The following is a 26,726-nucleotide window of genomic DNA, read 5'->3' on the forward strand; positions in this document are numbered from 1 at the left end:
TGTCGATGAGTTGGAAACAATAGAAGGGAGATATGTATGGCGAAAATTATATTTATGGGCACGCCTGACTTTGCTGTACCAGTGCTAAATCGAATCGTAAAAGACGGTCATGACGTTTGTGCGGTTGTCACACAGCCAGACCGCCCGAAAGGAAGAAAAAAACAATTGACGCCTCCGCCTGTAAAAGTGGCGGCAGAACAACATAACATTCCAGTGTTTCAACCTGAAAAAATCCGTCACAAAGAAGAAATAGAAAAAATTTTGGCGTTAAAACCCGACTTAATTGTAACGGCTGCTTTTGGTCAAATTTTGCCAAAAGAGATTTTGGACGCACCGAAATATGGCTGTATAAATGTACATGCTTCTCTTTTGCCTGAGCTGCGAGGCGGAGCACCCATTCATTATGCCATCATGCAAGGCAAAAAGAAGACGGGAGTTACGATCATGTATATGGTGGAAAAACTGGATGCCGGAGATATTTTAACACAAGTCGAAGTTCCAATTGATGAAAGGGATACGGTTGCTACATTGCACGACAAATTGAGCGAAGCAGGCGCCAATCTTTTATCACAAACGATACCGAAAATTTTAGAAAACAGCATAACTCCAATTCCGCAAGATGAAACGAAAGCCACATTTGCCTGGAATATTCAAAGGGAACAGGAAAAAATCGATTGGACGAAAAGCGGTGAAGAGGTGTACAACCACATTCGCGGGTTAAATCCTTGGCCAGTTGCCTACACGGTTTTGAACGGAAAGACGATTAAAATTTGGTGGGGAGAAAAAGTGAAGAAAGAACACCAAGCAGAGCCTGGAACAATTGTTTCCGTCGACAAGGACGGTTTCGTTGTTGCAACAGGAAATGACGTTTCCATTAAAATTATTGAGCTTCAGCCGTCCGGAAAGAAAAAAATGAGTTGCGAGCAATTTTTAAGAGGAACGCAAATTGAAATAGGGATGACATTCGAATGAAAAAACGAAATGCAAGAGAACTAGCAATGGATTTACTAGTGGCCATCGAAGAAAAACAAGCATACAGCAACCTGCTGCTAAATACATGGATTGATAAATATAAATTGGAGCAAAAAGATGCTGCTTTATTGACAGAGCTTGTCTACGGAACCATCCAGCGGAAGCTGACTCTTGATTACTATTTATCGCATTTTCTAGAGAAAAAGAAAAAAATTAGCAATTGGGTGATCCAGCTTTTAAGAATATCGCTTTATCAAATGGTGTATTTAGATCGGATTCCTGACCGCGCGGTTCTTTATGAGGCAGTGGAAATCGCCAAAAAGAGAGGACATAAAGGGATTGCGGCTCTAGTAAACGGTGTTTTGCGAAATATACAACGAAAAGGCCTCCCTACCATTAAAGATATACAAGATCCGATTGAGCGTACAGCGGTAAAGACAAGCGCTCCGAAATGGCTTGTCGAACGGCTTGCGAGTCAATACGGGTTTGAGACTGCGGAAAATATATTATCCTCGCAGCTTTTGCATGCTAAACAGACAGCTAGAGTGAACAAGCTGAAAACGACAGTTCCTCAGGCGATCGCTGCTTTGGAAAAAGAAGGAATAAAGGCGGTAAAGGGAAAGCTGGTTGATGAGGCCATCGAAGCTGTAAAAGGAAATTTAGCGAATACGAGCCTCTATCAAAAAGGTTGGTTCACCATTCAAGATGAAAGCTCGATGCTCGTCTCGCTAGCTTTACATGTAAAAGAAGGAGAGCAAATTTTGGATGCATGTGCAGCTCCGGGAGGGAAGTCAACTCATATTGCAGAGCTTTTGAATAATACGGGTAAAGTCGTCTCCCTAGATTTGCACGAGCATAAAATCCAGCTCATCGAAAAGCAAGCATCAAGGCTTGGGCTCTTGAATGTAAACGCAAAAGTGCTGGACAGCCGCAACGCCTCGGAGCATTTTCCGCCAAACAGCTTCGATAAAATTTTAGTGGATGCACCGTGCAGCGGATTCGGTGTCATAAGAAAAAAACCGGAAATAAAATATACGAAAACAGAAGAAGATATTCTTTCTTTAACATCAGTGCAAAAAAAGATATTAGCTTCCGTAGCTGATTTGGTGAAGCCTGGAGGTTTGCTTGTTTATAGCACTTGCACAATAGATAAACAAGAAAATGAGGAGATGATAAAATATTTTTTAAAGGAGCATGATGACTTTCAATTGGATGAGACGTTAAAAGATCGAATGCCGGAAAAAGTTCGACAATACGTCGAAAACGGCTTTGTGCAAATTTTGCCGCAATATTTCAATACCGACGGATTTTTTATCGCGGCTTTGAGAAGGAAGGTACAATGATGGACAAGATGCAAGTAAAACCATCTATTTATTCGTTAAAATATTCCGATTTAAAAGAATGGCTTGAACAACAAGGAGAAAAAGGCTTTCGAGCAGCACAAATTTTTGATTGGCTGTATAAAAAACGCGCTGCCTCTTTCGATGAAATGACCAATTTGCCAAAGTCATTGAAGGAAGCATTGGCGGAGCATTTCGATTTGACAACATTGAAAACAATTGTTAAGCAAACGTCAAAAGACGGCACGATGAAATTTTTGTTTGAGCTCCATGACGGCTATTCCATTGAAACGGTGTTAATGAGGCATAATTACGGAAACTCAGTATGTGTGACAACACAAGTTGGCTGCCGAATCGGGTGCACCTTTTGCGCTTCCACATTAGGTGGATTAAAAAGAAATTTATCTGCGGGGGAAATCGTAGCTCAAGTCATAAAAGTGCAGCAAATTTTAGATGAAATCGGCGAACGAGTCAGCCATGTCGTCATAATGGGGATTGGAGAGCCTTTTGACAACTATGAAGAAATGATGTCATTTTTAAAAATCATCAACGACGAAAAAGGATTGAACATTGGCGCCCGCCACATTACTGTTTCAACGAGCGGAATTATCCCTAAAATTTATCAATTTGCTGATGAAAATTTACAAATCAATTTAGCTATTTCCCTCCATGCACCGAATACAGAACTGCGCACAAAGCTAATGCCGATCAATAAAGCTTTTAAGCTTCCTGATTTAATGAAGGCAGTCAAATATTATATTGACAAAACAGGGCGGCGAATTTCATTTGAATACGGACTGTTTGGAGGCGTAAATGATCAAGTGGAGCACGCACTCGAGCTTGCTGAGCTAATAAAAGATTTAAAATGCCACGTGAATTTAATTCCAGTCAACTATGTTCCGGAGCGGAATTATGTTCGCACGAGCAAAGATCAAATTTTTCGATTTGAACGGACATTAAAGGAACAAGGGATTAATGTCACGATCCGAAGAGAACATGGACACGATATTGATGCAGCTTGCGGACAGTTAAGGGCAAAAGAGCGAAAAATAGAGACGAGGTGAATAAATGAAAACCGCTGTTTTTACTGACAAAGGAAAGGTCAGAACCCATAATGAAGACGCCGCAAGTGCCATTCTTAACCGACACGGGCAAATTTTAGCTGTCGTGGCTGACGGAATGGGTGGCCACCTCGCAGGCGATGTCGCAAGCAGAATGACGATCGAGCATTTTGAAAAAAGCTGGAACGAAGCGGAAAAAATGGAACATCCCGAGCAGGCGGAGCGCTGGATAAACGATCATATTGCCGAAGTCAACGAAGAACTTTTGACATATGCGAATGAACATAAGGAATGTAAAGGAATGGGCACGACATTTGTCGGCGCCATCTGTACTGAAAGCTTTGCTACAATCGCCCACATTGGCGACAGCCGATGCTATTTGTTAAATAAAGCCGGTTTTGCTCAAATTACCGATGATCATTCATTAGTGAACGAGCTTGTGAAATCGGGACAAATTTCAAAAGAGGATGCGAAAGAGCATCCGCGAAAAAACATTTTATTGAAAGCTCTCGGCACAGAACAATCTGTCGATGCAGATATTAAAACAATCGGCCTAGAAGTAAACGATTATTTGCTTCTTTGTTCTGACGGTTTATCGAATAAAGTGCAGGAACATGAAATGGAATCAATTTTATCATCCGACCAATCACTGGAAGAAAAAGCGAAGGAATTAATACGGCTAGCAAATGAAAACGGCGGCGATGACAATATTTCTGTCATTATTTATAAACATGTCATCAGCCACGAGAGTGATGGAACATGCTGATCGGCAAGCGGATTAGCGGCCGTTATAAAATTTTGAAAGTGATTGGCGGAGGAGGAATGGCAAACGTTTATTTAGCAAGAGACATTATTTTAGAACGCGACGTTGCCATTAAAATTTTACGATTAGATTTTTCAGATGATGATGAGTTTATACGAAGATTTAGGAGAGAGGCACAATCGGCAACAAGCCTTGCCCATCCGAATATCGTCAGCATTTACGATGTCGGCGAAGAAGATAACATTTACTACATCGTGATGGAGTATGTGGAAGGCAAGACGTTAAAGCAGTACATCCAGCAAAATGCACCTTTGCATCCTAGAGAAGCATTAAATTTAATGGAGCAAATCGTATCAGCCATTGCTCACGCACACGAAAATCAAATTGTCCATAGAGATATAAAGCCGCACAATATACTTATTGACAACCTCGGGAACATTAAAGTGACCGATTTTGGGATTGCTATGGCCCTGACATCAACAACCATTACCCACACTAATTCCGTGCTGGGCTCTGTACATTATTTGTCGCCTGAACAAGCGAGAGGTCAGATTGCAACAAAAAAATCTGACATTTATTCGCTCGGCATCGTCCTGTATGAAATGCTGACAGGCAGGCTCCCTTTTGACGGGGAATCGGCCGTATCAATCGCTTTAAAGCATTTGCAATCAGAAGCTCCGTCTCCAAAGAGATGGAACCCTGAGATCCCCCAAAGCGTCGAAAATATTATTTTAAAGGCGATGGCGAAAGACCCTCTTCACCGTTATTCCTCTGCGGAAGAAATGGGAGAAGATATTCGCACTGCCTTTAATACAGACAGATTAGATGAAAAGAAATTTGAAATACCTGATAACGACGAAAAAACGATCACCCATCCGATTGTTTTACATGATATACCTGAAACTGGGGAACAAACAATCATTCATCATGCAAAGGATCGGCAGCCGTCGGGAGCAGAAAAGGAACAAAAGCATGAAAATATTGTAAGCCCTAAGAAAAAAAGAAAATGGCTGAAAATGTTATGGATGGCGACAGCTGTAGTCATCATAGCCATCATTTTAGCACTTCTCGTTCTTCCTAAACTAATCCTTCCAAAAGATGTAGAAGTGCCTGATGTGAGAGGGAAAACATATGAGGAAGCTGTCAACCAATTGCTGAAGGAAGGATTTGATGTCAAAGACACGATTTTGCTGGAAAACGATGAAATTGAAGAAGGATATGTCATAAGGACAGAACCAGAAGCAGGAGAGATGGTAGAAGAAGGTTCTTCTATTATCATTTATGAAAGTGCAGGCAAGAAAAAGGTAACGCTTGATAATTATATCGGGAAGGATATCGAGAGAGTAAGACAGCTCCTTGAAGTAAAAGGATTTTCCAACATTACAGTATTGGAAGAATATAGCGGTGAAGAGGAAGGAACTGTCATTGACCAATCTCCGAGTGAGGGAGCAGAACTCATTCCTGATGAAGATGAAATTACATTAACCGTGAGCAAAGGACCGAGAAAAATCACCCTTGCAGATTTAACGGGATACACAGAAGAAGCTGTTAAGGACTATGTGGAAAAAGAAGGTTTATCTTTTTCAAAGAAAGAAGAACATTCCGATGAAGTTCCTGCCGGTCAAGTGATTTCCCAATCACCGAGCGCAGGAAAAAAAGTGCTTCCAGGCGAAAAAATAGAAGTGGTTATTTCCTTAGGTCCGGAAGAAAAGCCGGACAAAAAAGTCGTCCGTGAAGTAGAGATCCCGTTTGATCCCGAAATTCACGGCGAAGAAGCGGAAGTGGGTATTTATATCAATGATGCTGAGCATTCTATCGGTGAACCTTATGAAACATTTAAAATATCAAAGCCTACCAAAAAGAAAATTGAGCTGACGATTCAACCTGGTCAATCCGCTTATTATCAAGTTTTGCTGAATAATGAAGTGGTGAAAACTGAAACAGTTCCTTATCCTGAAAATTAATGAAAAAGGAGGTCATGTATGCCAAAAGGCAAAATTGTTAAAGCGTTAAGCGGATTTTATTACGTATTGGCTGAAAATAAGCTTTATCAATGCAGGGGAAGAGGGGTGTTTCGAAAAAATAAAATTTCCCCTCTAGTAGGAGATGAAGTTATTTTTCAGGCGGAAAATGAAAAAGAAGGCTACATTCTAGAAATTTTGCATAGAAAGAATGAATTGATCCGTCCGCCCATTTCAAACATTGATCAAGGGATCTTAGTTTTTTCCGCTGTAAGTCCAGATTTTAGTGCCAAGCTGCTGGATCGCTTTTTGGTGTTAATGGAAGCCAAAAACATTCGCCCGATCATTTGTATTACAAAAATGGACTTAATTGCAGATCATGTAATAGATGAAAAGATTCGTCAGTTTGCCAAAGATTATGAAAAAATTGGCTATCCTGTCTTTTTGATGACTACAAAAGAGCCTGAAACAGTTAAACAGGTCATTCCTTATTTAAAAGACAGCATTTCAGTGATTGCCGGGCAATCTGGAGTTGGCAAATCCTCCATGTTGAACTGCCTGGATCACCGTTTGCAATTGAAGACAGGAGAAATTTCCGATCATTTGGGGAGAGGAAAGCATACAACGAGACATGTAGAGCTCATTTCATTGGGAGGGGGACTAGTCGCCGATACGCCCGGATTTAGTTCGCTGGAGTTTACGGGTATAGAAGCTGATGACTTGCCGAATTGCTTTCCAGAGATAAAAGAATTTAGCATTCAATGTAAATTTCGAGGCTGTCTTCATCAGAAGGAGCCAAAATGCGCCGTTAAAGAAGCGGTTGAAAATGGCGATATTTCCTCCTACAGGTACGAACATTATCTTCAGTTTTTAGAAGAGATAAAAGAAAGAAAGCCGAGGTATTGAACATGGTTAAAATTGCACCTTCGATTTTATCCGCAGATTTTTCTAGGTTGGCAGAAGAAATTATTGATGTGGAAAAAGGAGGAGCGGATTACATTCATGTTGACGTGATGGACGGCCACTTTGTGCCGAATATTACGATCGGTCCGCTCATTGTGCAAGCGATCCGCCCAGTGACCAAGCTGCCGCTTGATGTTCATTTAATGATTGAACAGCCTGATCGTTATATTCCTGCTTTTGTTGAAGCAGGAGCCGACTTGTTGTCCGTTCATGCGGAAGCCTGCCCGCATCTTCATCGAACGATCCATTTAATCAAATCGAATGGAGTGAAAGCAGGTGTTGTTTTAAATCCACATACTCCTGTATCGATGATCGAGCATGTAATAGAAGATGTTGATCTCGTGCTTTTGATGACGGTTAACCCTGGATTTGGCGGACAAGCGTTTATTCCATCAGTCATCAAAAAAATTCAGCAAGTTTCCAGCATCTTGAAAGAAAGAAATTTGCAAGTTGAGATCGAAGTGGACGGCGGCATCAACGCTGAAACAGCCAAATTGTGTGTGGAAGCTGGAGCAAATGTGCTTGTGGCAGGATCAGCCATTTATAATGAAAAAGATCGCAAGCAAGCGATCAAATCTATAAGAGGAATGTGAAAGAACCGTTTATATGCGGTTCTTTTCACATTTAAAGGAAAAAATTTTTCATTTTTACGTCGATTCTTCAATAGATGTCAAGTACTTTTTTATTTTTTTCATGCATAAAGATATTGTAAGAAAAGTTGATGAAGACGTTCTAATTAGTATCTAAAATACGGATGATGAATATGCTACTTATAGACGTTTTTTAGATTTCTCATGGGGAGGGTAAATATAAATGAGATTTTATACAATTAAGCTTCCGAGGTTTTTAGGAGGAATTATACGGGCAATGCTCGGTTCATTTAAGAAAGATTAAAGAAGCACCTATCAAGGTGCTTTCTGCTTGTAGACAAAGCCAAATGGTGTGAACTCTACAAGCTTTTTTTATACCAAATTATATTGTGGGGATTTACCATTCTGTTAGAATGTTCGGCTTCAACTGGAAAAAATAATAGAGGACACCGATTAAGTGCATGTTGCCTTCGTTTTTAGCAAACTTTCAACAAATACAGTAAATGGCAGGGGTTTTTGTCTTCAATACTAAAAAGCTGCCTCATTTTTCTTCCATTTTTTTTTGTGTAAAAAAGAATTTTTTTAATTTAAAGTAGACTTTATGCGGTTGATTTTGTGTATGCCAAAAGGAACACGGATCGGGCTGAAGAAAGGCAAGGCAAACTGTTTGAGAAAGTGGAATGTATTCCGATCGTTAATATGTAGTAAATAACCTATGTAGTTTTTTTAGCAGTTTGAAAAAATTTCATATTAACGTGGATTTTAAAGTTGCAGAATTCGCCTAAAAAGAAGAATGTGCTTGAAGAAATGTGACATTGGGAGTGCTTCAAAAGGTGAATAAAGAGTATTGAAACAAAACGGTCAGAAGTTTGTTAAAGCGCCGATTTTTTAAACGCTTATTTTCGAAATACTTTTGATCAGAAGATATCGGGATTCGCCGATTTCTTCTGATCATAATCCAACCTCTTGTCGTCTAACTTTTGTTTTATACACGCTCAACTTTTCCAGATTTAAGAGCACGTGCAGAAACGTATACACGTTTTGGCTTTCCATTCACAAGAATTCGCACTTTTTGAAGGTTCGCTCCCCATTTGCGTCTTGAAGCGTTCATAGCGTGAGAGCGTGTATTGCCAAAGCTTGTTTTTTTGCCAGTAATCACGCATTTACGAGCCATTTCTATACCTCCTAACTTGCAAGGAAATTGCTATTTTGACAATGTTTCAAGATACTATAATAATGTAACATACACCCTTGATCATTGCAATATAAATTCACCTCACTTTCAAGAATTTACGCTTGACATCATCATGTATTAATGCTCTTATTATGTAGGGAGCCATGACATTTCTTTAAATCCAAATCATCATATAGTAAAATGTTTGTAATGAACGTATGCTAAAGGAGGAACTCGAATGTCCATCGAATTAAAAACGAAATATGGCCAGATCGAAATTTCGAATGATGTAGTCGCACAAGTTGCCGGCGGTGCAGCTGTTGATTGTTACGGAATTGTCGGAATGGCTTCCAAAAATCAAATTAAAGACGGACTCTCAGAAATTTTACGGCGAGAAAATTTCAGCCGTGGAGTGATCGTCCGCCAAGAACAAGAGAGCGTTCATATTGATATGTATATTATTGTCAGCTATGGAACAAAAATATCAGAAGTTGCTCATAATGTTCAAACAAAAGTGAAATATACATTAAATCAAATTCTTGGATTATCTGTCGATTCCATTAACATATATGTGCAAGGGGTTCGTGTAACGAATCCGTAGAGAAGGAGGAAACATTTGTGGCCAATACTTTGCTTGATGGGAAGCGCTTTGCGGAAATGGTGATTCAAGGAGCGAATCATCTATCTAATAATGCGAAAGTGGTGGATGCGTTAAACGTTTTTCCTGTTCCGGATGGTGATACGGGAACAAATATGAATTTATCCATCACAGCTGGAGCGAAAGAAGTACAAAAACATGTTTCATCAAATATCGGTTCTGTAGCTGGAGCATTTGCAAAAGGTCTGTTAATGGGCGCGCGTGGAAATTCTGGGGTTATTTTATCCCAGCTTTTTCGTGGGTTTGCAAAAGCGGTTGAAGGAAAAGAATCGATCAATGCGGATGAATTTGCTAAAGCTTTTCAAGCAGGTGTTGATACTGCCTATAAAGCTGTTATGAAGCCTGTTGAAGGGACCATTTTAACGGTTGCAAAAGATGCTGCGAAAAAAGCTGTTAAAACAGCTAAATCAACCGATGATCTGACAATTGTTATGGAAGAAGTGGTAAAAGAAGCAAAGGAGTCATTAAAGAGAACGCCTGAGCTTCTGCCTGTCCTAAAAGAAGTGGGCGTTGTGGACAGCGGTGGACAAGGACTTGTATTTATTTACGAGGGATTTTTGGCAGAATTAAAGGGAGAGAAAATTTCCGAATCCCCTAAGCTTCCTTCGATGGACAAACTGGTAAGTGCAGAGCATCATAAAAATGCACAAAGTCATATTAATACAGAAGATATTAAATATGGATATTGTACAGAATTTATGGTTCGGTTTGAAAAAGAAAAAGAGCCGTTTTCTGAAAAGAAATTTCGCGAAGATTTATCCCGGTTCGGAGATTCGCTTTTAGTAATTGCCGATGATGAACTTGTCAAAGTACATATCCATTCTGAACAACCTGGCGAGGTATTGACATACGGGCAGCGCTACGGCAGCTTATTGAATATGAAAATTGAAAACATGCGCGAGCAGCATAGTACAATTGTCAATAATCAAACGGAAAATGTATTATCTACTGAACCGGCGGCACCCAAAAATGAAAAGTACGGAATTATCGCGGTTGCCATGGGCTCGGGAATTTCCGATCTTTTTACATCAATTGGTGCAACAAAAATTATTGAAGGCGGCCAGACGATGAATCCAAGTACTGAAGATTTTGTAAAGGCTGTCGAACAGTTGAACGCAGAGAATATTATTATTTTGCCGAACAATTCCAATATCATTATGGCAGCCAATCAAGCAGCACAAATAACTGATAAAAATATAAGAGTCATTGAAACGAAAAGCGTTCCTCAAGGATTATCCGCCCTGCTGGCTTTCAATCCTGAACTCGGTTTAGAGGAAAACGTAAAGGCGATGGAGGAAGCAAGCAGGAATGTGAAAACAGGACAAGTCACATATGCTGTAAGGGATACAAGTATTGAAGGACTTGCGATAGAAAAAGGAGACTTCATGGGGATTTACGAGAAAACCATCGTCGCAAAAGATAAAAGCAAGCTTGAAGCTGCCAAAAAGTTGTTGGATCAAATGATCGATGAAGAGGATGAAATATTGACGATTCTCCAAGGAGAAGATGCATCCGAAAACGAAGTAGACCAATTAGTCCAACATGTTGAAAATCATTATAAACATATCGAAATTGAGGTTCATAATGGAAATCAGCCATTATATTCTTATATTTTTTCAGTTGAGTAGAGCAGGAGGGCTTCGGCCTTCCTCTTTTTATTTCACGGTTTAAGTATTTTTGGTAAACTAAATATCGATATTTCAAACGGTTTTAAAGGAGGTTTCCCGCGGCTAAGTTCAAAGCTGCAAACAGAACATGAACCAATTGCTACAACCGGTCACAGCGGTTAAAGGGGTAGGAGAACAAACAGAACGTTTGCTGCATGATATGGGAATACATACTGTTTCTGATTTGCTTTATTATTTTCCTAATCGCTATGAAGACAACCGTTTAAAGGATCTTGCTGAAGTGAAGCATAAAGAAAGAGTGACAGTCGAAGGAAAGGTTTACAGCGAGCCATTGCTGACCTATTACGGAAAGAAGCGGTCGCGTCTTTCCTTTCGCCTGCTTGTCGGCCGTTATGTTGTCACTGCAGTATGTTTTAATAGACCATATTACAAACAGAAGCTTGCCATCAATCAGGTTGTTACCGTCTCTGGCATTTGGGACCGCAATCGGCAAACTGTCAATGTTCAACAGATTCATTTTGGGCCTCATAAGCAAAATCAAGAAGTAGAACCCGTTTATTCAGTCCGCGGAAAGCTGACTGTTTCAGAGCTAAAACGGATTATCAGGACCGCCATCCAGTCGTATTCCAGTTTTATTCCAGAAAATTTGCCGGAAATGCTCAGGAAGCGATATAAATTGCCGATGAAAGAAGAAGCGGTAAGAGCCATGCACCTTCCCAAAAATGCCGATGAACTGAAACAGGCAAGAAGAAGATTTGTTTATGAAGAATTTTTATTATTTCAATTGAAAATGCAGGCGATTAAACATTTTCGCAGGTCTTCCTCAAGAGGAATTTCTCATCATTTTGATCGAAAAGAATTGCAATCCTTTATCGACACGCTTCCTTTTTCATTAACAAACGCACAAAAGCGTGTCGTTTCGGAAATTTTATCCGATATGTCTTCACCCTACAGGATGAACCGCCTTCTTCAAGGAGATGTTGGATCAGGGAAAACCGCAGTTGCTGCCATTGTGATGTATGCCGCTGTGTTAAGCGGCTATCAAGCGGCATTGATGGTTCCAACGGAAATTTTAGCTGAGCAGCATGCGAAATCATTGTCAAATCTTTTTTCGCATACGTCTGTCCGCATCGCTTTATTAACAAGCTCAATCAAAGGGAAAAAACGAAAAGAACTGCTTCTTCAGTTGAAATCCGGGGACATTAACATGATCATAGGGACGCATTCCCTTATTCAGGAGGAAGTGAATTTTTGCCGTTTAGGGCTTGTGATTACGGATGAACAGCATCGGTTCGGCGTCAATCAGCGAAGAATATTGCGGGAAAAAGGAGAATTCCCAGATGTGTTATTTATGACGGCAACTCCTATTCCAAGAACTCTTGCTATAACTGCATTTGGCGAAATGGATGTTTCCATCATTGATGAAATGCCTTCCGGAAGAAAGAAGGTAAAAACATATTGGGTTCGGCCGGAAATGTTAACCCGAATTCTAATATTTATTGAAAAAGAAGTGAAAAAGGGCCATCAAGCGTATGTGATTTGTCCGTTAATTGAAGAATCGGAAAATTTGGATGTTGAAAATGCTGTGACAGTGCACAGTCAATTAACTCAATTTTATCAGGGCAGAATTCAAATCGGCCTTTTGCATGGGCGCATGTCACAAGAAGAGAAAAATCAGGTGATGATGGATTTTAGCGAAAATAAAGTGCAAGTTCTTGTCTCCACGACAGTAGTGGAAGTGGGCGTAAACGTACCGAATGCCACGGTCATGTTAGTTTACGATGCGGAGCGGTTTGGTCTTGCCCAGCTCCATCAGCTGAGAGGAAGAGTTGGACGGGGAAACTTGCAATCCTATTGCATACTGCTTTCAGATCCGAAATCAGAAATAGGAAAAGAAAGAATGAGAATTATGACGGAAACAGATGATGGCTTCCGTTTAGCTGAAAAAGATTTGGAGCTTAGAGGTCCAGGAGATTTTTTCGGCAAAAAACAAAGCGGCATACCAGAGTTTAAAATCGCCGACATGGTCCATGATTACAGAGCGCTTGAAACTGCGAGATCTGACGCTGCCAAACTGATTCAGTCTGATGCTTTTTGGAAAGATGAACAATTTGCGCCGCTCCGCGATGATTTAGAGGCTTCCGGAGTGTTGAGCGGAGAGAAGCTGGATTAGCCAAAAAAAGAATTCATTGTTGCAAACTTATTTCTTTGATTATATACTTGTTATTAGTACCTAGTCTTAATACTAGTCGGACGGTGTAAAAAATGAGACGCAGTAAAAAGGAAAGACAGCGTTTATTGTTGGAAACAATTCAAGAAACGCCTTTTATTACAGATGAAGAATTAGCTGAAAAATTTGGCGTCAGCGTCCAAACCATCCGTTTGGACAGACTAGAACTGTCGATCCCGGAATTAAGAGAACGAATCAAGCATGTCGCTGAACGAAAACTTGAAGATGAAGTCAAATCCCTTCCGATTGATGAAGTGATCGGTGAAATTATTGATCTTGAGCTCGATAAATCAGCTATTTCGATTTTTGATGTTAAAAAAGAGCATGTTTTTAGCCGAAATCAAATTGCACGCGGCCATCATCTATTTGCACAAGCGAACTCTCTTGCCGTCGCTTGCATTGATGATGAATTGGCATTAACGGCTAAAGCGACAATCCGTTTCACACGGCAAGTAAAAGAAAATGAGCGCGTTGTCGCAAAAGCAAAAGTCACTCGCATTGACCGAGATAAAGGCCGCACGTTTGTTGAAGTAAACAGCTATGTCGGCAACGAACTCGTTTTTTCAGGTGAATTTGAAATGTTCAGATCTGCGAATCAATCTAAAAAGGAAGGGGCAAAACATGAAGATAGCCATTGATGCAATGGGGGGAGACAACGCGCCTCAAGCGGTTGTAAAAGGAGCATTAAGAGCGCTTGATGAATTTTCTGATTTGGAAATTGAATTAATCGGAAATGAGTCGCTGATCACTCCATTGTTAGAAGGAAGACATACAAACGTTTCTATTTTTCATACAGAAGAAAAAATTGAAAATGACGACGAACCTGTTCGGGCTGTGCGCAGAAAAAAAAATGCGTCGATGGTCATTATGGCTGAAAGAGTTCGCGACAAAAAGGCGGATGCCTGCATTTCAGCTGGGAATACAGGCGCGCTTATGACTGCCGGTCTGTTTATTATCGGCCGTATAAACGGCATCGACCGGCCGGCGCTGGCACCAACGCTGCCGACCCTTGATGGAAAAGGCTTTGTGATGCTCGATGTCGGCGCTAATGCAGATGCGAAAATGGAACATCTGCAGCAGTATGCAATCATGGGCTCCGTTTATGCAGAAAAGGTGAGAGGGATCAAATCTCCGAGAGTTGGCTTGCTCAACATTGGAACGGAGGAAAAAAAGGGGAACGAATTAGCTAAACAGGCTTTTCAACTTCTGTCTCAATCGCCGATCAACTTTGTCGGCAATGTAGAAGCGCGCGACCTGCTGTCAGGAGCGGCTGATGTTGTAGTAACGGACGGTTTTTCAGGAAACATTGCTTTGAAAGCCATTGAAGGCACAGCACTTTCGGTATTTGCCATGATGAAAGAGGCGCTGACAAGCTCTTTTACAGCGAAAATTGCTGCAGCTGTTTTGAAGCCGAAATTAAAAGGACTAAAGAAAAAAATGGATTATTCAGAGCATGGCGGGGCTTGCTTATTCGGGCTGAAAGCACCGGTGATCAAAGCCCACGGTTCATCCGATGAGCTGGCTATTTTTCATGCTATTCGCCAGGCTCGGGAAATAGTGGCGAACTCCGTATCTTCAACGATAGAAGAAACGATTCAGAACATGCAATTGAAAGGGGATTGACAATGGGGAAAACTGCTCTTCTGTTTCCGGGACAAGGCTCTCAGCAAGTCGGTATGGGAAAAGATTTTTTTGATCAAGTTCCCATTTCCAAGGAAATTTTTCAAAAAGCAAATGAACGTTTAGACTTTGATTTAACTTCTATTATTTTCAACGGTCCGCAAGAAGAATTGACGTTAACATACAATGCACAGCCTGCACTGCTGACGACAAGCGCTGCGATTTTTGAAGCATTGAAACAGTATGAAGTCGTTTTTGATTATGTTGCCGGACACAGCCTGGGTGAATATACAGCATTAGTGGCGGCAAACGTCATGACAGTTGAAGATGCAGTCTATGTTGTAAGAAAGCGCGGTGAACTGATGGAAAAAGCGGTTCCTGCAGGAGAAGGATCCATGGCTGCCGTTTTAGGTATGGTGCAGGAAGAACTTGAAAACATAACAAAACAAATCTCGAATGAAGGCACACTAGTACAACTGGCAAATTTAAATTGTCCCGGGCAAATCGTTATTTCTGGAACAAAAGAAGGAGTACAAAGAGCTGGGGAGCTTGCTAAAGAAAAGGGCGCCAAGCGGGTAATCCCGCTGGAAGTAAGCGGTCCATTTCATTCTGAATTGATGAAGCCGGCTGCCAGCGAGCTGTCCAAAGTGCTTGATGAAGTGACCATTCAAGATGCATCCGTTCCTGTCATCGCAAACGTGACTGCTGCTCCTGTTCAAAATAAAGATGAAATCAAGAGCCTTTTGATTGAGCAGCTTTATTCTCCTGTTCGATGGGAAGAAAGTGTACGGTCGATGATTCAAGCAGGGGTGACAACGTTTATTGAAATCGGTGCTGGAAAAGTTCTGACAGGTCTTGTCAAAAAGGTGGATCGCAGCGTTAAAACATACAATATTTTTGATTTGTCATCATTAGAAGCAGTTCTTCATGACATAAAGGAGGTATGATTATGCTTTCAGGGAAAACGGCCCTTGTAACGGGAGGAAGCCGCGGAATCGGCCGAGCGATTGCTATTGATCTTGCCAAAAATGGCGCGGATGTTGCTGTAAATTACTCTGGTAATGAGGAAAAAGCCAATGAAGTGGTAAAAGAAATTGAATCCTTAGGACGGAAAGCTTTTGCCATTCGCGCTAATGTTGCAAATGCTGATGAAGTAAACAGCATGGTCAATGAAGTAATCGAACGATTCGGCCGTCTCGACATTCTTGTAAATAATGCCGGAATCACGAAAGATAATTTGCTTATGCGAATGAAAGAATCAGAATGGGACGACGTGATCAACATAAATTTAAAAGGCGTTTTCAATTGTACAAAAGCGGTCACAAGACAAATGATGAAGCAGCGTTCCGGCAGGATCATCAACATCGCATCGATCGTCGGTATAGCTGGTAATGCTGGCCAGGCAAACTATGTAGCGGCTAAAGCCGGGATTATCGGACTGACGAAGACGACTGCGAAGGAGCTGGCGGGCCGAAATATTACAGTAAATGCTGTAGCGCCAGGTTTTATTTCAACCGATATGACGGATCAGCTTCCTGAACAAATAAGAAATGAAATGCTCAAACAAATTCCGCTCGGACGTTTCGGCGAGCCGAATGATATTGCCAATATGGTAACATTCATTGCTTCTGATAAAAGCTCCTATATGACAGGGCAAACACTTTGTCTCGACGGCGGAATGGTCATGTATTAATTTTGAATTCGTTGTAGTAATATGAAGACAAATCTTCTATAATACTGGAGGGAGGTGAAAGTTATGGCAGATGTATTGGAGCGTGTTACGAAGATCATCGTCGACCGTCTCGGAGTTGATGAATCTGAAGTAAAGCTTGAATCCTCTTTTAAAGACGATCTCGGCGCTGATTCCCTAGACGTTGTTGAACTTGTTATGGAATTAGAAGATGAGTTCGGCATGGAAATTTCCGACGAAGAAGCGGAACAAATTGTGACTGTAGGGGATGCAGTTAATTACATACAGAGCAAACTATAATTGCATGTTTTTAAAAAGTCCCGTATCTTTGCGGGGCTTTCTCCCTTTTCATCCCTTTTTTTGTTAACATAAAGTAGAGGTTGTTTCATTTGTTTAGAAAATGGAGGTAACGTATGCCTAACAAAACAAATTTAAAAAAAATTTTTTTTAAAAAAATAGAAAAGTTTCGTGATTTCCAAGCAAAAATCGGCATTACGTTCACGAATGAAAAGCTCTTATTTCAGGCTTTTACACATTCATCCTATGTGAATGAGCATCGCAAAAAACCGTATGAAGACAATGAACGGCTGGAATATTTAGGTGATGCAGTATTGGAGCTGACGGTTTCGGAGTACTTGTATAAAAAATATCCGACAATGTCTGAAGGCAATTTAACAAAGCTGAGAGCTGCCATTGTTTGCGAGCCATCGCTTGTTACTTTTGCCAACGAGCTTTCTTTTGGCGAACTCGTTTTGCTCGGAAAAGGAGAGGAAATGACTGGGGGGCGCGGTCGTCCAGCTCTTTTAGCTGATGTCTTTGAGGCATTTATCGGCGCTTTGTATTTGGATCAAGGTCTTGAGTCAGTCACTTCTTTTTTAAATAAGGTCGTTTTCCCGAAAATCGACGAAGGTGCTTTTTCTCATGTGATGGATTTTAAAAGCAGATTGCAAGAGCTTATTCAGCGTGACGGAAAAGGTGTTTTGGATTATAAAATTTTGGAAGAAAAAGGCCCCGCTCATAATAAAGAATTTGTTGCAACCGTATCTTTAAACGGAGAGGTGATCGGTTCAGGAGTGGGCCGTTCCAAAAAAGAAGCAGAACAGCATGCAGCTGAACAAGGATTGCAAAAATTAGGCGAATTCCCCCAAAAATAAACGGGGGATTTTTTATTGATATTGCTCCGATCATTTTTTGTTATGGTAAAATAGGAAAAACTTATTTGGAATGAAAGGGGATCACCATGTTCCTCAAACGTTTAGATATCGTAGGATTTAAATCTTTTGCAGATCGGATCAGCGTTGATTTTGCTGGCGGTGTTACCGCTGTTGTCGGCCCAAATGGGAGCGGAAAATCGAATATAACAGAAGCTATTCGATGGGTTCTTGGGGAGCAATCAGCAAAATCATTAAGAGGATCCAAAATGGAGGATATTATTTTTGCTGGAAGCGATACTCGCAAACGTTTAAATATGGCGGAAGTCACTTTAACTCTTGATAACGGCGATCAGTTTTTGCCGATCGATTATCATGAGGTAAGTGTGACAAGAAGAGTTTACCGCTCTGGAGAAAGTGAATTTTTTATAAACAAGCAATCTTGCCGCTTAAAAGATATTATCGACCTGTTCATGGATTCCGGGCTCGGAAAAGAAGCGTTTTCAATTATCAGCCAAGGAAAGGTTGAAGAAATTTTAAGCGCGAAACCGGAAGATCGGCGGACAATTTTTGAAGAAGCGGCTGGTGTGCTAAAATATAAAACCCGAAAAAAGAAAGCTGAAATAAAACTTGCTGAAACTGAAGAAAATTTAAATAGAGTTCAAGACATTTTATATGAACTGAATGCGCAAATTGAGCCCCTTAAAATGCAGGCATCTATTGCAAAGGATTATTTGGATAAAAAGGAAGAACTGAAGCAGCATGAGGTCGCTCTTCTCGCGCATGAAATTGAAGAGCTTCATGATAGATGGGAAGCATTGAAGCGTTCGGTCGAAGAAAATCGCGATCGCGAACTAGAGCTGACATCGCAAATACAAAAAAAAGAAGCGAATCTGGAAGAAATGCGGGATCAAATCAGTGCATTGGATGAATCAATCAATGATTTGCAGCAAGTTCTTCTTTTGGCAAGCGAAGAACTGGAGAAGCTTGAAGGGAAAAAAGAAGTTTTAAAAGAAAGAAAAAAACATGCGGCGCAAAACGAACAGCAGTTGAAAGAGCAAATCGCTGAGCTGACTGAACAAATAAATCAATTATTAAAAGAAAAAGAAGAGCAAAAAAGCGTCTATGAAACATGCGAAAAAGAAGTAAAAGAACTAAAATCCTTCCTGCAAAAAAAAGAAAACGAGCTGCTAAGCCTGGATGGAAACATCGAGGAAAAGCTTGAGCAGCTAAAAAGTGACTATTTTGAAAAATTAAATGAACTGGCAAGCGCTCGAAATGAAATCAATTATATTGAGGAGCAGCTAAGCTTGCGAAAAGTCAAAGCAGACCGCTTAGACGAGGCAAACGAAAAATATATTTCCGAAAGAAAAGAGCTGAAAAAAGAGAAAGGGAAAATAGAAGCACAGCTTTCTAAAATCGGAAAAACATTGCAAAATCAGCTTTCCTCTTATCATACAGGCTTAAAAACGTTGGAAAGCCTAAAACAACAATATGAAAAGAAGGAATCGCTGCTTTATCAAGCATATCAATATTTACAAAAAGCAAAATCAAAAAAAGAAATGCTAGAGGCGATGCAGGAGGATTATACCGGTTTCTTCCAGGGTGTCCGCGAAGTTTTAAAAGCAAAACACAAGCTAAAAGGCATACATGGTGCTGCTATCGAGCTGTTGACAACGAAACATGAATATGAAACAGCCATTGAAATTGCTCTTGGCGCGGCAAGCCAGCATATAGTCGTTGACGATGAAGAATCGGCAAGACAGGCGATTGCGTTTTTGAAGAAAAATGCATTCGGCAGAGCGACGTTCCTTCCTTTATCTGTCATCAAAGGCCGCTCAATCCCGAAATATCAGCTTTCGATTGCAGAAAGCCATCCTGATTTTATCGGGATAGCGTCTCAACTCGTGGAATATGAATCAGCATATAAGCCGATCATAGAAAATCTGTTAGGAAACGTTATTATTGCAAAAACGTTGGAAGGGGCAAATGCGATTGCCAAACAAATTCAGTACTCGCACCGAATTGTTACGCTTGAAGGCGATGTAGTCAATCCAGGCGGATCGATGACAGGAGGAGCGGTGAAGCAGAAATCACCTTCTTTCCTTACCAAAAACCGAGAGCTTGAGTCGATTCGCGACAAAATTGCGGAAATGGAAGAAAAGACAGCTTTGCTCGAAAAAGAAGTAAAAAATCTGAAGCAATCGATTGCCAAAAAAGAGAAAGAGCTTGATGATCTGCGGGAAGAAGGATCTTCTTTGCGAATGGAAGAGCAAGCTTTGAAGGGCAGCTTGAGGGAAATTGAATTAAAAGAGCGAAATATTAATGATCATTTGAAGCTTTACGATGCTGAAAAAATCGCCTATGTAGAAGAACAGGAGAAGTTAGATGAAAGAAAAACAAAATTGCTGTCCTCCATCGAACAAATGGAAGGACAAATACAACAGCTAGATTCAGAGATTCGTCAGCTGGCCGAGAAGAAGGAGAAACAGCAAAAATCAAAGGAAGAATGGATGCAGGAAATAACAGAGCTCAAAATTATTCTTGCAGGAAAAGAGGAATCCTTTAAAAATAGTAAGGAACAATTAGCACGCCTTGAAAAAGAATATCATCTGGCGAATCAAAAAAAGAAAGAGGCGGAAAAAGATTTACAACTATTATTGGATGAAATCGACCGCGATCACTCCGGTGAAATCCAATTGGAAGAAATAAAAAAGGAGAAGCTTGAGGACAAAAATAAAACAATTGAATTGATCGCATCCCGCAGACGCCAGCGAATGAGCATGCAAGAAGAGCTGGAACGAGAAGAAAAAGAATGGAAAGAGCTGAAGCGCGCTCATAAACAACTGACGGACGTTCTAAAAGATGAAGAAGTGAAATTAAACAGGCTGGATGTGGAGCTTGATCAGCTCTTGAATTATTTGCAAAATGAGTATAAGCTAACTTTTGAAGCAGCAAAGGCCCGCTTTCCTTTACAGATGGAGAAAGAAGAGGCGAAGAAAAAAGTAAAGCTGATTAAACTGGCATTAGAAGAGCTTGGAACCGTAAACTTAGGGGCAATTGATGAGTACGAGCGGGTGCGTGAACGGCATGAGTTTTTAACAGAACAGAGGGACGATTTATTGAATGCAAAAGAAACTCTTTTTAAAGTCATCGCCGAAATGGATGAAGAAATGAAAAAGCAGTTTTCCCAAATGTTTGCCAAAATACGTTCTCAATTCGATATCGTTTTTAAAGAACTGTTCGGAGGCGGAAAAGCGGATTTAATTTTGACAAATCCCGACGATCTGTTAAACACCGGAGTGGACATTATTGCTCAGCCTCCAGGGAAAAAACTGCAATATTTAAGCCTGCTGTCCGGAGGCGAACGCGCTTTGACTGCAATTGCCCTTCTATTTTCCATATTAAAGGTACGTCCTGTTCCGTTTTGTGTTCTCGATGAAGTAGAGGCGGCATTAGATGAAGCAAACGTTCAAAGATTTTCTAAATTTTTGAAGCGTTTCAGTGAGAATACTCAATTTATTGTCATCACCCACCGGAAAGGGACGATGGAAGAAGCGGATGCTTTATATGGTGTGACAATGCAAGAATCGGGAGTGTCAAAAGTTGTATCCGTCCGCTTGGAAGATACAGTTAGATATGTGAAATCGTCGTGAAAGGAAGAAAAAATAAATGAGTTTTTTTAAGAAATTAAAAGAAAAAATTTCAAAGCAGAAGGATTCAGTAACGGCAAAATTTAAAGAAGGGCTTGAAAAAACGAGAAGCTCTTTTACAGAAAGCTTAAATGAACTTGTTTCGCGCTATCGAAAGGTTGATGAAGAATTTTTCGAGGAATTAGAGGAAATTTTGATTACTGCCGACGTCGGCGTTCAAACGGTCATGGACTTGATCGATGAATTGAAAATGGAAGTGAAAAGGCGAAACATTCAAGAACCGAAGGAAGTGCGCGCTGCCATTTCCGAAAAGCTTGTTGAAATTTACCAAGGAGAAGACGGCGCTCCTACCGATTTAAACATTGAAGACGGCCGGTTAAACATCGTATTGTTTGTTGGCGTCAATGGTGTTGGAAAAACGACGACGATCGGAAAGCTTGCACATCGATTAAAAGAAGAAGGAAAATCTGTCCTTCTTGCTGCCGGCGACACGTTCCGAGCAGGCGCCATCGAACAGCTGGAAGTTTGGGGGGATCGGGTTGGCGTAGATGTGATTAAACAATCGGCAGGCTCTGATCCTGCTGCCGTCGTGTATGACGCCATTCAGGCCGCTCGCTCTCGAAAAGTAGACGTCTTATTATGTGATACTGCTGGACGGCTTCAAAATAAGATGAATTTAATGAAAGAGCTTGAGAAAGTAAAGCGGGTTATCGAACGGGAAATTCCAGGTGCTCCGCATGAAGTGCTGCTTGTCCTTGATGCGACAACCGGACAAAATGCAATGAGCCAGGCAAGACAGTTTTCAGAAGCGACAAATGTCACTGGAATTGCCTTGACAAAATTGGACGGCACTGCGAAGGGAGGAATTGTTCTAGCCATTCGAAATGAGCTGAACATTCCTGTAAAACTGGTGGGGCTTGGCGAAAAAATGGACGATCTTGAGAAATTTGATGCAGAGAAATATGTTTATGGGCTGTTTGCCGATTTAGTAGATGAAGCGTAACGTAATTGTGTTAAGAAAAAAACTTGACATCTACAGTTAGAATCGATACACTAAAAACATGTAAAGGCAATTCACTTAACAACAGGGGGTGTTGATGTTGCTTGAAAAAACAACGAGGATGAATTATTTATTTGATTTTTATCAGTCGTTGTTGACGCCAAAGCAAAAAAGCTACATGTCTCTGTACTACTTGGATGATTACTCCCTAGGTGAAATTGCTGAAGAATACAACGTCAGCCGCCAGGCAGTGTACGACAACATAAAACGGACGGAAATGATGCTGGAGGAATACGAGCAGAAGCTTCAGCTGTTCAAGAAATTTCAAGAGCGTAAAAAAATAATTGAAAAGCTGAAAGGTCTGCCTTTCCAATCAGAAATGAAGGAAGAATTTGACCGACTACTTCATCTTTTGGAAAAACTGGATTAGGAGGAGCCGCCATGGCTTTTGAGGGATTAGCCAACCGACTGCAAAACACGATGGCTAAAATCCGCGGCAAAGGAAAGGTTTCTGAAGCGGATGTCAAAGAAATGATGAGGGAAGTTCGTCTTGCTCTTTTGGAAGCGGACGTCAACTATAAAGTCGTCAAAGACTTTATTAAGAAAGTCAGCGAAAGGGCTGTTGGCCAGGAAGTCATGAAAAGCTTGACACCAGGCCAGCAAGTTATCAAAGTAGTGAAAGAAGAGCTGACCGAGCTGATGGGCGGCGAGCAGAGCAAAATTGCCGTAAGCAAACGGCCGCCGACGGTGATTTTGATGGCGGGCCTTCAAGGTGCAGGGAAAACGACTACGACTGGAAAGCTTGCCAACTACTTGCGAAAAAAACATAACCGAAACCCGCTTCTTGTTGCAGCTGATATTTATCGTCCTGCAGCCATTAAACAATTAGAAACATTAGGAAAGCAGCTTGGCATGCCTGTATTTTCACTCGGCGACAAGGTAAGCCCTGTTGAAATAGCCAAACAGGCGCTGGAATATGCCAAAAATGAGCATCATGATTATGTTCTCATTGATACAGCCGGACGCTTGCATATCGATGAAAATCTGATGGATGAATTAAAGCAGGTGAAGGAAGCTGCAAATCCTGATGAGATTTTTCTCGTTGTCGATGCCATGACTGGACAAGATGCCGTCAATGTGGCAAAAAGCTTTCATGATGAGCTTGGCATTACCGGTGTTATTTTGACAAAGCTTGATGGGGATACACGTGGCGGTGCTGCGCTTTCCATTCGTGCGGCAACAGGTGCTCCGATTAAATTTGCCGGGATGGGCGAAAAGCTGGATGCGCTCGAACCGTTTCATCCCGAACGAATGGCATCGCGTATATTAGGAATGGGAGATGTCTTGACCCTGATCGAAAAGGCTCAAGAGAACGTCGATCAGGAGAAAGCGAAGCAGCTGGAAGAAAAAATGAGGACGATGTCTTTTACTTTCGATGATTTTTTAGAGCAGCTTGAACAAGTAAGAAACATGGGTCCTCTTGATGAGTTGATTTCCATGCTGCCTGGTGCAGGGAAAATGAAAGGCTTGAAAAACATTCAAGTTGATGAAAAGCAGCTAAGCCACGTTGAAGCGATCATCCGCTCCATGACAAAAGAAGAAAAAGAGAAGCCGGAAATTATTAATGCAAGCAGAAGAAAACGGATTGCTAAAGGGAGCGGTACTTCTGTCCAGGAAGTAAACAGGCTTTTAAAGCAGTTTGAAGAAATGAAAAAAATGATGAAGCAAATGACTTCAATGACAAAAGGCAAGCGAAAAGGATTTAAATTTCCTTTTATGTAATAAAAATTTATTCTGTTAAGAAAAAACACTTTACAAACTTTTTGATCATTGATAATATTCTATTTTGTTGAAAATATTTCGGAGGTGTAAAAAAATATGGCAGTTAAAATTCGTTTAAAACGCATGGGTGCAAAAAAATCTCCATTTTATCGCATTGTTGTAGCTGATTCCCGTTCTCCTAGAGATGGACGTTTCATTGAAACGATCGGTACGTACAATCCAGTAAAGGATCCTGCTGAAGTGAAAATTGACGAAGAATTGGCTCTTAAGTGGCTTCAAAACGGTGCAAAACCGTCTGACACTGTTCGTAACCTGTTTTCGAAACAAGGGATTATGGAAAAATTCCACAATGCGAAATATAGTAAATAATGTGTGATTATTATGGAACAGTTAATAACAACAATTGCCAAAGCTATTGTTGATCATCCGGATGAAGTCAAGGTGAAGAGAGAGGAGAAAAAAGGTGAAATTGTATATACTCTTTCTGTTCACCAAGACGATATTGGCAAAGTGATTGGAAAACAAGGCCGTATTGCAAAAGCGATCAGGACGGTCGTTTATGCAGCGGCTAGCGGCAAATCAATGAGAGTAACGCTTAAAATTAATGATTAAAAGGTGAGGGGATTGCTCCTCGCCTTTTTTACAAAAGAAGAAAAGCTGATTTCGCAGGATCAAAAAATCACATTTGAAATTGCGACGATTCCAGACCTCCCTCTTCTGGCCAGAAGGGAAAAGCCGGGAGGGATCTTCCATGAATATACTCCTCGGAGCAATTTTATGACTGGAGGAGAGAGGAATGAAAATCATTTATCCGATCACAGTAAAGCAAATATTGACGGAAAACAGCAAGGAAAAACTGATTCATAAATGGCAGGCAAAAAAAGAAGAAATGAAACGGGAATGCGATCAATTATATTTTCAGCTGAAAAAAGCTGAAAAAACAACAAAAAACCAGTCCATCATTTCCCAGTACCATCAGGAAATCAACAAAAGAAAGGAAAAAATGAAGTTGATGGAATTTAAGCTTCAGCAAATCGATATGCTCCCTCTAGGCAGCGAATTAAAAGAACGGGAAGTGAACGCAGTAATCGAAGTAAAAGAAGGCGACAACTGGGATCAATTGCTGAATGAAAAAACGATTGTGATCGAAGATGGAGTAGTAAAAGAGATTCGCTAGAGGTGATCATATGGCCGAAAAATGGTTTCAAGTCGGAAAAATTGTCAATACGCACGGAATTCGCGGCGAAGTGCGCGTCGTTTCCGTAACTGATTTTCCTGATGAGCGATATAAACGCGGAAACCGTTTATACATTTTTCAAAAAGACAAAGAGCCTGTTGAAGTTATTGTCAAATCTCATCGAATTCATAAAAATTTTGATTTATTGTCTTTTGAAGGGTATGATTCGATCAATGAGGTTGAGCCGTTTAAAGGCTCAGACATAAAGGTTCCAGAAAGCCAGCTTGGCAGCCTGGATGAAGGAGAATATTATTTTCATGAAATCATCGGATGCTCCGTGTATACCGAAGACGGTGATGAGCTGGGGATCATAAATGAAATTTTAACGCCCGGTGCCAACGATGTGTGGGTTGTCAAACGAAAAGGCAAAAAAGATTTGTTGATTCCATATATCGAGGATGTTGTGAAACATATTGATGTGAAAGAGAAGCGAGTCATCATTTTTCCTATGGAAGGGTTATTGGACAAATGATTATTGATGTACTGACTTTATTTCCTGATATGTTCGCTGGAGTTTTTAACCAATCGATTTTAAAAAAAGCTCAGGAGAAGGATGCTGTTTCGATTAACGTTATTAATTTTCGAGACTATTCAACAGACAAGCATCAGTCGGTCGATGATTATCCGTACGGTGGCGGTGCCGGCATGGTATTAAAGCCGGAGCCGATCTTTCATTCTGTTGAGGCTGTAAAAGAAAAGCGAAACGCACAGCATTCGAAAGTCATACTTGTTTGTCCACAAGGAGAACGCTTTACCCAAAAAAAAGCAGAGCAGCTGGCTCAAGCAGATCATCTAATATTTATTTGCGGCCATTATGAAGGCTACGACGAAAGAATCCGTTTTCTTGCGACAGACGAAATTTCAATTGGAGACTTTGTCCTGACAGGCGGCGAGCTTGCCGCGATGGTCATCATTGACTGTGTTGTGCGTCTTCTACCAGGTGTTCTCGGAAATGAAGAATCGCACCAAAATGATTCTTTTTCAACGGGACTGCTTGAACATCCGCATTACACCCGCCCTGCTGAATTCAGGGGGATGAAGGTGCCTGATGTGTTATTGTCAGGCCATCACGAAAAAATAGCCGAATGGCGGGAAAAAGAATCGCTCCGAAGAACATGGGAGCGCAGACCTGACTTATTGGACGGCTATTCTTTAACGGAAAAGCAAAAAAAATGGCTGGAAGAAATAAAAAAGGCGAAATGAATGCTTGCAAATGGTTTGTTTCCTATGATAAGATACGTTTTGTGACATAG

27 protein-coding genes are annotated in these 26,726 nt (G+C 40.8%); 26 read left to right on the forward strand and 1 reads right to left on the reverse strand.

Annotated elements, in window-relative coordinates:
* The first annotated feature begins 36 nt into the window (after positions 1–36).
* From fmt to spoVM, 8 genes are all read left to right on the forward strand, one after another.
* Positions 37–972: a methionyl-tRNA formyltransferase gene (gene fmt, locus NSQ94_RS08075; RefSeq protein ID WP_063388452.1), complete on the forward strand. Its 936-nt coding sequence runs from the start codon at positions 37–39 to the stop codon at positions 970–972.
* Entirely contained in the window at positions 969–2,315 is a 1,347-nt protein-coding gene (rsmB, locus tag NSQ94_RS08080) for a 16S rRNA (cytosine(967)-C(5))-methyltransferase RsmB (protein ID WP_066246553.1), read from the forward strand. The genes fmt and rsmB overlap by 4 nt, the downstream gene beginning before the upstream one ends.
* Positions 2,312–3,376, forward strand: coding sequence for a 23S rRNA (adenine(2503)-C(2))-methyltransferase RlmN (gene rlmN, locus NSQ94_RS08085; protein WP_339230530.1), 1,065 nt, complete (start codon positions 2,312–2,314; stop codon positions 3,374–3,376). Before rsmB ends, rlmN begins: the two co-directional genes overlap by 4 nt.
* A gap of 4 nt (positions 3,377–3,380) precedes the next feature.
* A complete protein-coding gene (locus NSQ94_RS08090; RefSeq protein ID WP_339230532.1) occupies positions 3,381–4,139 on the forward strand; it encodes a Stp1/IreP family PP2C-type Ser/Thr phosphatase in 759 nt (252 codons plus the stop codon).
* Entirely contained in the window at positions 4,133–6,100 is a 1,968-nt protein-coding gene (gene pknB / locus NSQ94_RS08095) for a Stk1 family PASTA domain-containing Ser/Thr kinase (protein ID WP_339230534.1), read from the forward strand. The genes NSQ94_RS08090 and pknB overlap by 7 nt, the downstream gene beginning before the upstream one ends.
* A gap of 18 nt (positions 6,101–6,118) precedes the next feature.
* A complete protein-coding gene (gene rsgA, locus NSQ94_RS08100) occupies positions 6,119–7,003 on the forward strand; it encodes a ribosome small subunit-dependent GTPase A (protein WP_311066239.1) in 885 nt (294 codons plus the stop codon).
* A 2-nt stretch (positions 7,004–7,005) separates the two neighbouring features.
* Complete coding sequence (gene rpe, locus NSQ94_RS08105; protein ID WP_063388446.1) at positions 7,006–7,653, forward strand: ribulose-phosphate 3-epimerase; 648 nt, start codon at positions 7,006–7,008, stop codon at positions 7,651–7,653.
* A 220-nt stretch (positions 7,654–7,873) separates the two neighbouring features.
* Positions 7,874–7,954, forward strand: coding sequence for a stage V sporulation protein SpoVM (spoVM, locus tag NSQ94_RS08110; RefSeq protein ID WP_063388445.1), 81 nt, complete (start codon positions 7,874–7,876; stop codon positions 7,952–7,954).
* A gap of 681 nt (positions 7,955–8,635) precedes the next feature.
* On the opposite strand, the gene rpmB is transcribed toward spoVM, so the two are convergent.
* On the reverse strand, positions 8,636–8,824 hold the full coding sequence (rpmB, locus tag NSQ94_RS08115; protein ID WP_063388444.1) for a 50S ribosomal protein L28: 189 nt from the start codon (positions 8,822–8,824) through the stop codon (positions 8,636–8,638).
* A 238-nt stretch (positions 8,825–9,062) separates the two neighbouring features.
* Between rpmB and NSQ94_RS08120 the strand changes: the two genes are divergently transcribed.
* The 18 genes from NSQ94_RS08120 (at position 9,063) to trmD (ending at position 26,676) form a co-directional block, all read left to right on the forward strand.
* Positions 9,063–9,425: an Asp23/Gls24 family envelope stress response protein gene (locus NSQ94_RS08120; protein WP_063388443.1), complete on the forward strand. Its 363-nt coding sequence runs from the start codon at positions 9,063–9,065 to the stop codon at positions 9,423–9,425.
* Between the two features lie 17 nt (positions 9,426–9,442).
* On the forward strand, positions 9,443–11,110 hold the full coding sequence (locus NSQ94_RS08125; RefSeq protein WP_339192950.1) for a DAK2 domain-containing protein: 1,668 nt from the start codon (positions 9,443–9,445) through the stop codon (positions 11,108–11,110).
* 127 nt (positions 11,111–11,237) lie between these two features.
* Positions 11,238–13,283, forward strand: a complete 2,046-nt coding sequence (gene recG / locus NSQ94_RS08130) for an ATP-dependent DNA helicase RecG (protein WP_339230536.1) — start codon at positions 11,238–11,240, stop codon at positions 13,281–13,283.
* Between the two features lie 92 nt (positions 13,284–13,375).
* A complete protein-coding gene (fapR, locus tag NSQ94_RS08135; protein WP_063388440.1) occupies positions 13,376–13,978 on the forward strand; it encodes a transcription factor FapR in 603 nt (200 codons plus the stop codon).
* Positions 13,962–14,963, forward strand: a complete 1,002-nt coding sequence (gene plsX / locus NSQ94_RS08140) for a phosphate acyltransferase PlsX (protein WP_063388439.1) — start codon at positions 13,962–13,964, stop codon at positions 14,961–14,963. Before fapR ends, plsX begins: the two co-directional genes overlap by 17 nt.
* Positions 14,964–14,965: 2 nt before the next feature.
* Complete coding sequence (fabD, locus tag NSQ94_RS08145; RefSeq protein ID WP_339230538.1) at positions 14,966–15,907, forward strand: ACP S-malonyltransferase; 942 nt, start codon at positions 14,966–14,968, stop codon at positions 15,905–15,907.
* A 2-nt stretch (positions 15,908–15,909) separates the two neighbouring features.
* A complete protein-coding gene (fabG, locus tag NSQ94_RS08150; protein WP_063388437.1) occupies positions 15,910–16,653 on the forward strand; it encodes a 3-oxoacyl-[acyl-carrier-protein] reductase in 744 nt (247 codons plus the stop codon).
* Between the two features lie 63 nt (positions 16,654–16,716).
* Complete coding sequence (locus NSQ94_RS08155) at positions 16,717–16,950, forward strand: acyl carrier protein (RefSeq protein ID WP_063388436.1); 234 nt, start codon at positions 16,717–16,719, stop codon at positions 16,948–16,950.
* 113 nt (positions 16,951–17,063) lie between these two features.
* Entirely contained in the window at positions 17,064–17,804 is a 741-nt protein-coding gene (gene rnc / locus NSQ94_RS08160) for a ribonuclease III (protein WP_327873754.1), read from the forward strand.
* A gap of 86 nt (positions 17,805–17,890) precedes the next feature.
* Positions 17,891–21,457 carry a chromosome segregation protein SMC gene (smc, locus tag NSQ94_RS08165; RefSeq protein ID WP_339230541.1) on the forward strand — a complete coding sequence of 1,189 codons (3,567 nt, stop codon included), beginning with the start codon at positions 17,891–17,893 and terminating at the stop codon, positions 21,455–21,457.
* Between the two features lie 16 nt (positions 21,458–21,473).
* Complete coding sequence (gene ftsY / locus NSQ94_RS08170; RefSeq protein WP_063388433.1) at positions 21,474–22,457, forward strand: signal recognition particle-docking protein FtsY; 984 nt, start codon at positions 21,474–21,476, stop codon at positions 22,455–22,457.
* 94 nt (positions 22,458–22,551) lie between these two features.
* Positions 22,552–22,884, forward strand: coding sequence for a putative DNA-binding protein (locus tag NSQ94_RS08175; RefSeq protein WP_063388432.1), 333 nt, complete (start codon positions 22,552–22,554; stop codon positions 22,882–22,884).
* 11 nt (positions 22,885–22,895) lie between these two features.
* Positions 22,896–24,236 (forward strand): signal recognition particle protein, encoded by a 1,341-nt coding sequence (gene ffh / locus NSQ94_RS08180; RefSeq protein WP_066246533.1) that lies wholly within the window; start codon positions 22,896–22,898, stop codon positions 24,234–24,236.
* A 96-nt stretch (positions 24,237–24,332) separates the two neighbouring features.
* Positions 24,333–24,605, forward strand: coding sequence for a 30S ribosomal protein S16 (gene rpsP / locus NSQ94_RS08185; RefSeq protein WP_063388430.1), 273 nt, complete (start codon positions 24,333–24,335; stop codon positions 24,603–24,605).
* A 12-nt stretch (positions 24,606–24,617) separates the two neighbouring features.
* Positions 24,618–24,848, forward strand: coding sequence for a KH domain-containing protein (locus NSQ94_RS08190; RefSeq protein WP_327862768.1), 231 nt, complete (start codon positions 24,618–24,620; stop codon positions 24,846–24,848).
* Positions 24,849–25,032: 184 nt separating this feature from the next.
* Positions 25,033–25,413 carry a YlqD family protein gene (locus NSQ94_RS08195; protein WP_063388427.1) on the forward strand — a complete coding sequence of 127 codons (381 nt, stop codon included), beginning with the start codon at positions 25,033–25,035 and terminating at the stop codon, positions 25,411–25,413.
* Positions 25,414–25,423: 10 nt separating this feature from the next.
* Positions 25,424–25,945: a ribosome maturation factor RimM gene (rimM, locus tag NSQ94_RS08200; protein ID WP_066246531.1), complete on the forward strand. Its 522-nt coding sequence runs from the start codon at positions 25,424–25,426 to the stop codon at positions 25,943–25,945.
* Complete coding sequence (trmD, locus tag NSQ94_RS08205) at positions 25,942–26,676, forward strand: tRNA (guanosine(37)-N1)-methyltransferase TrmD (protein ID WP_063388425.1); 735 nt, start codon at positions 25,942–25,944, stop codon at positions 26,674–26,676. Before rimM ends, trmD begins: the two co-directional genes overlap by 4 nt.
* The last annotated feature ends 50 nt before the right edge of the window (positions 26,677–26,726 follow it).

This window comes from Aeribacillus sp. FSL K6-2833, assembly GCF_037965815.1.
Taxonomy (GTDB): Bacteria; Bacillota; Bacilli; order Bacillales; family Aeribacillaceae; genus Aeribacillus; species Aeribacillus composti.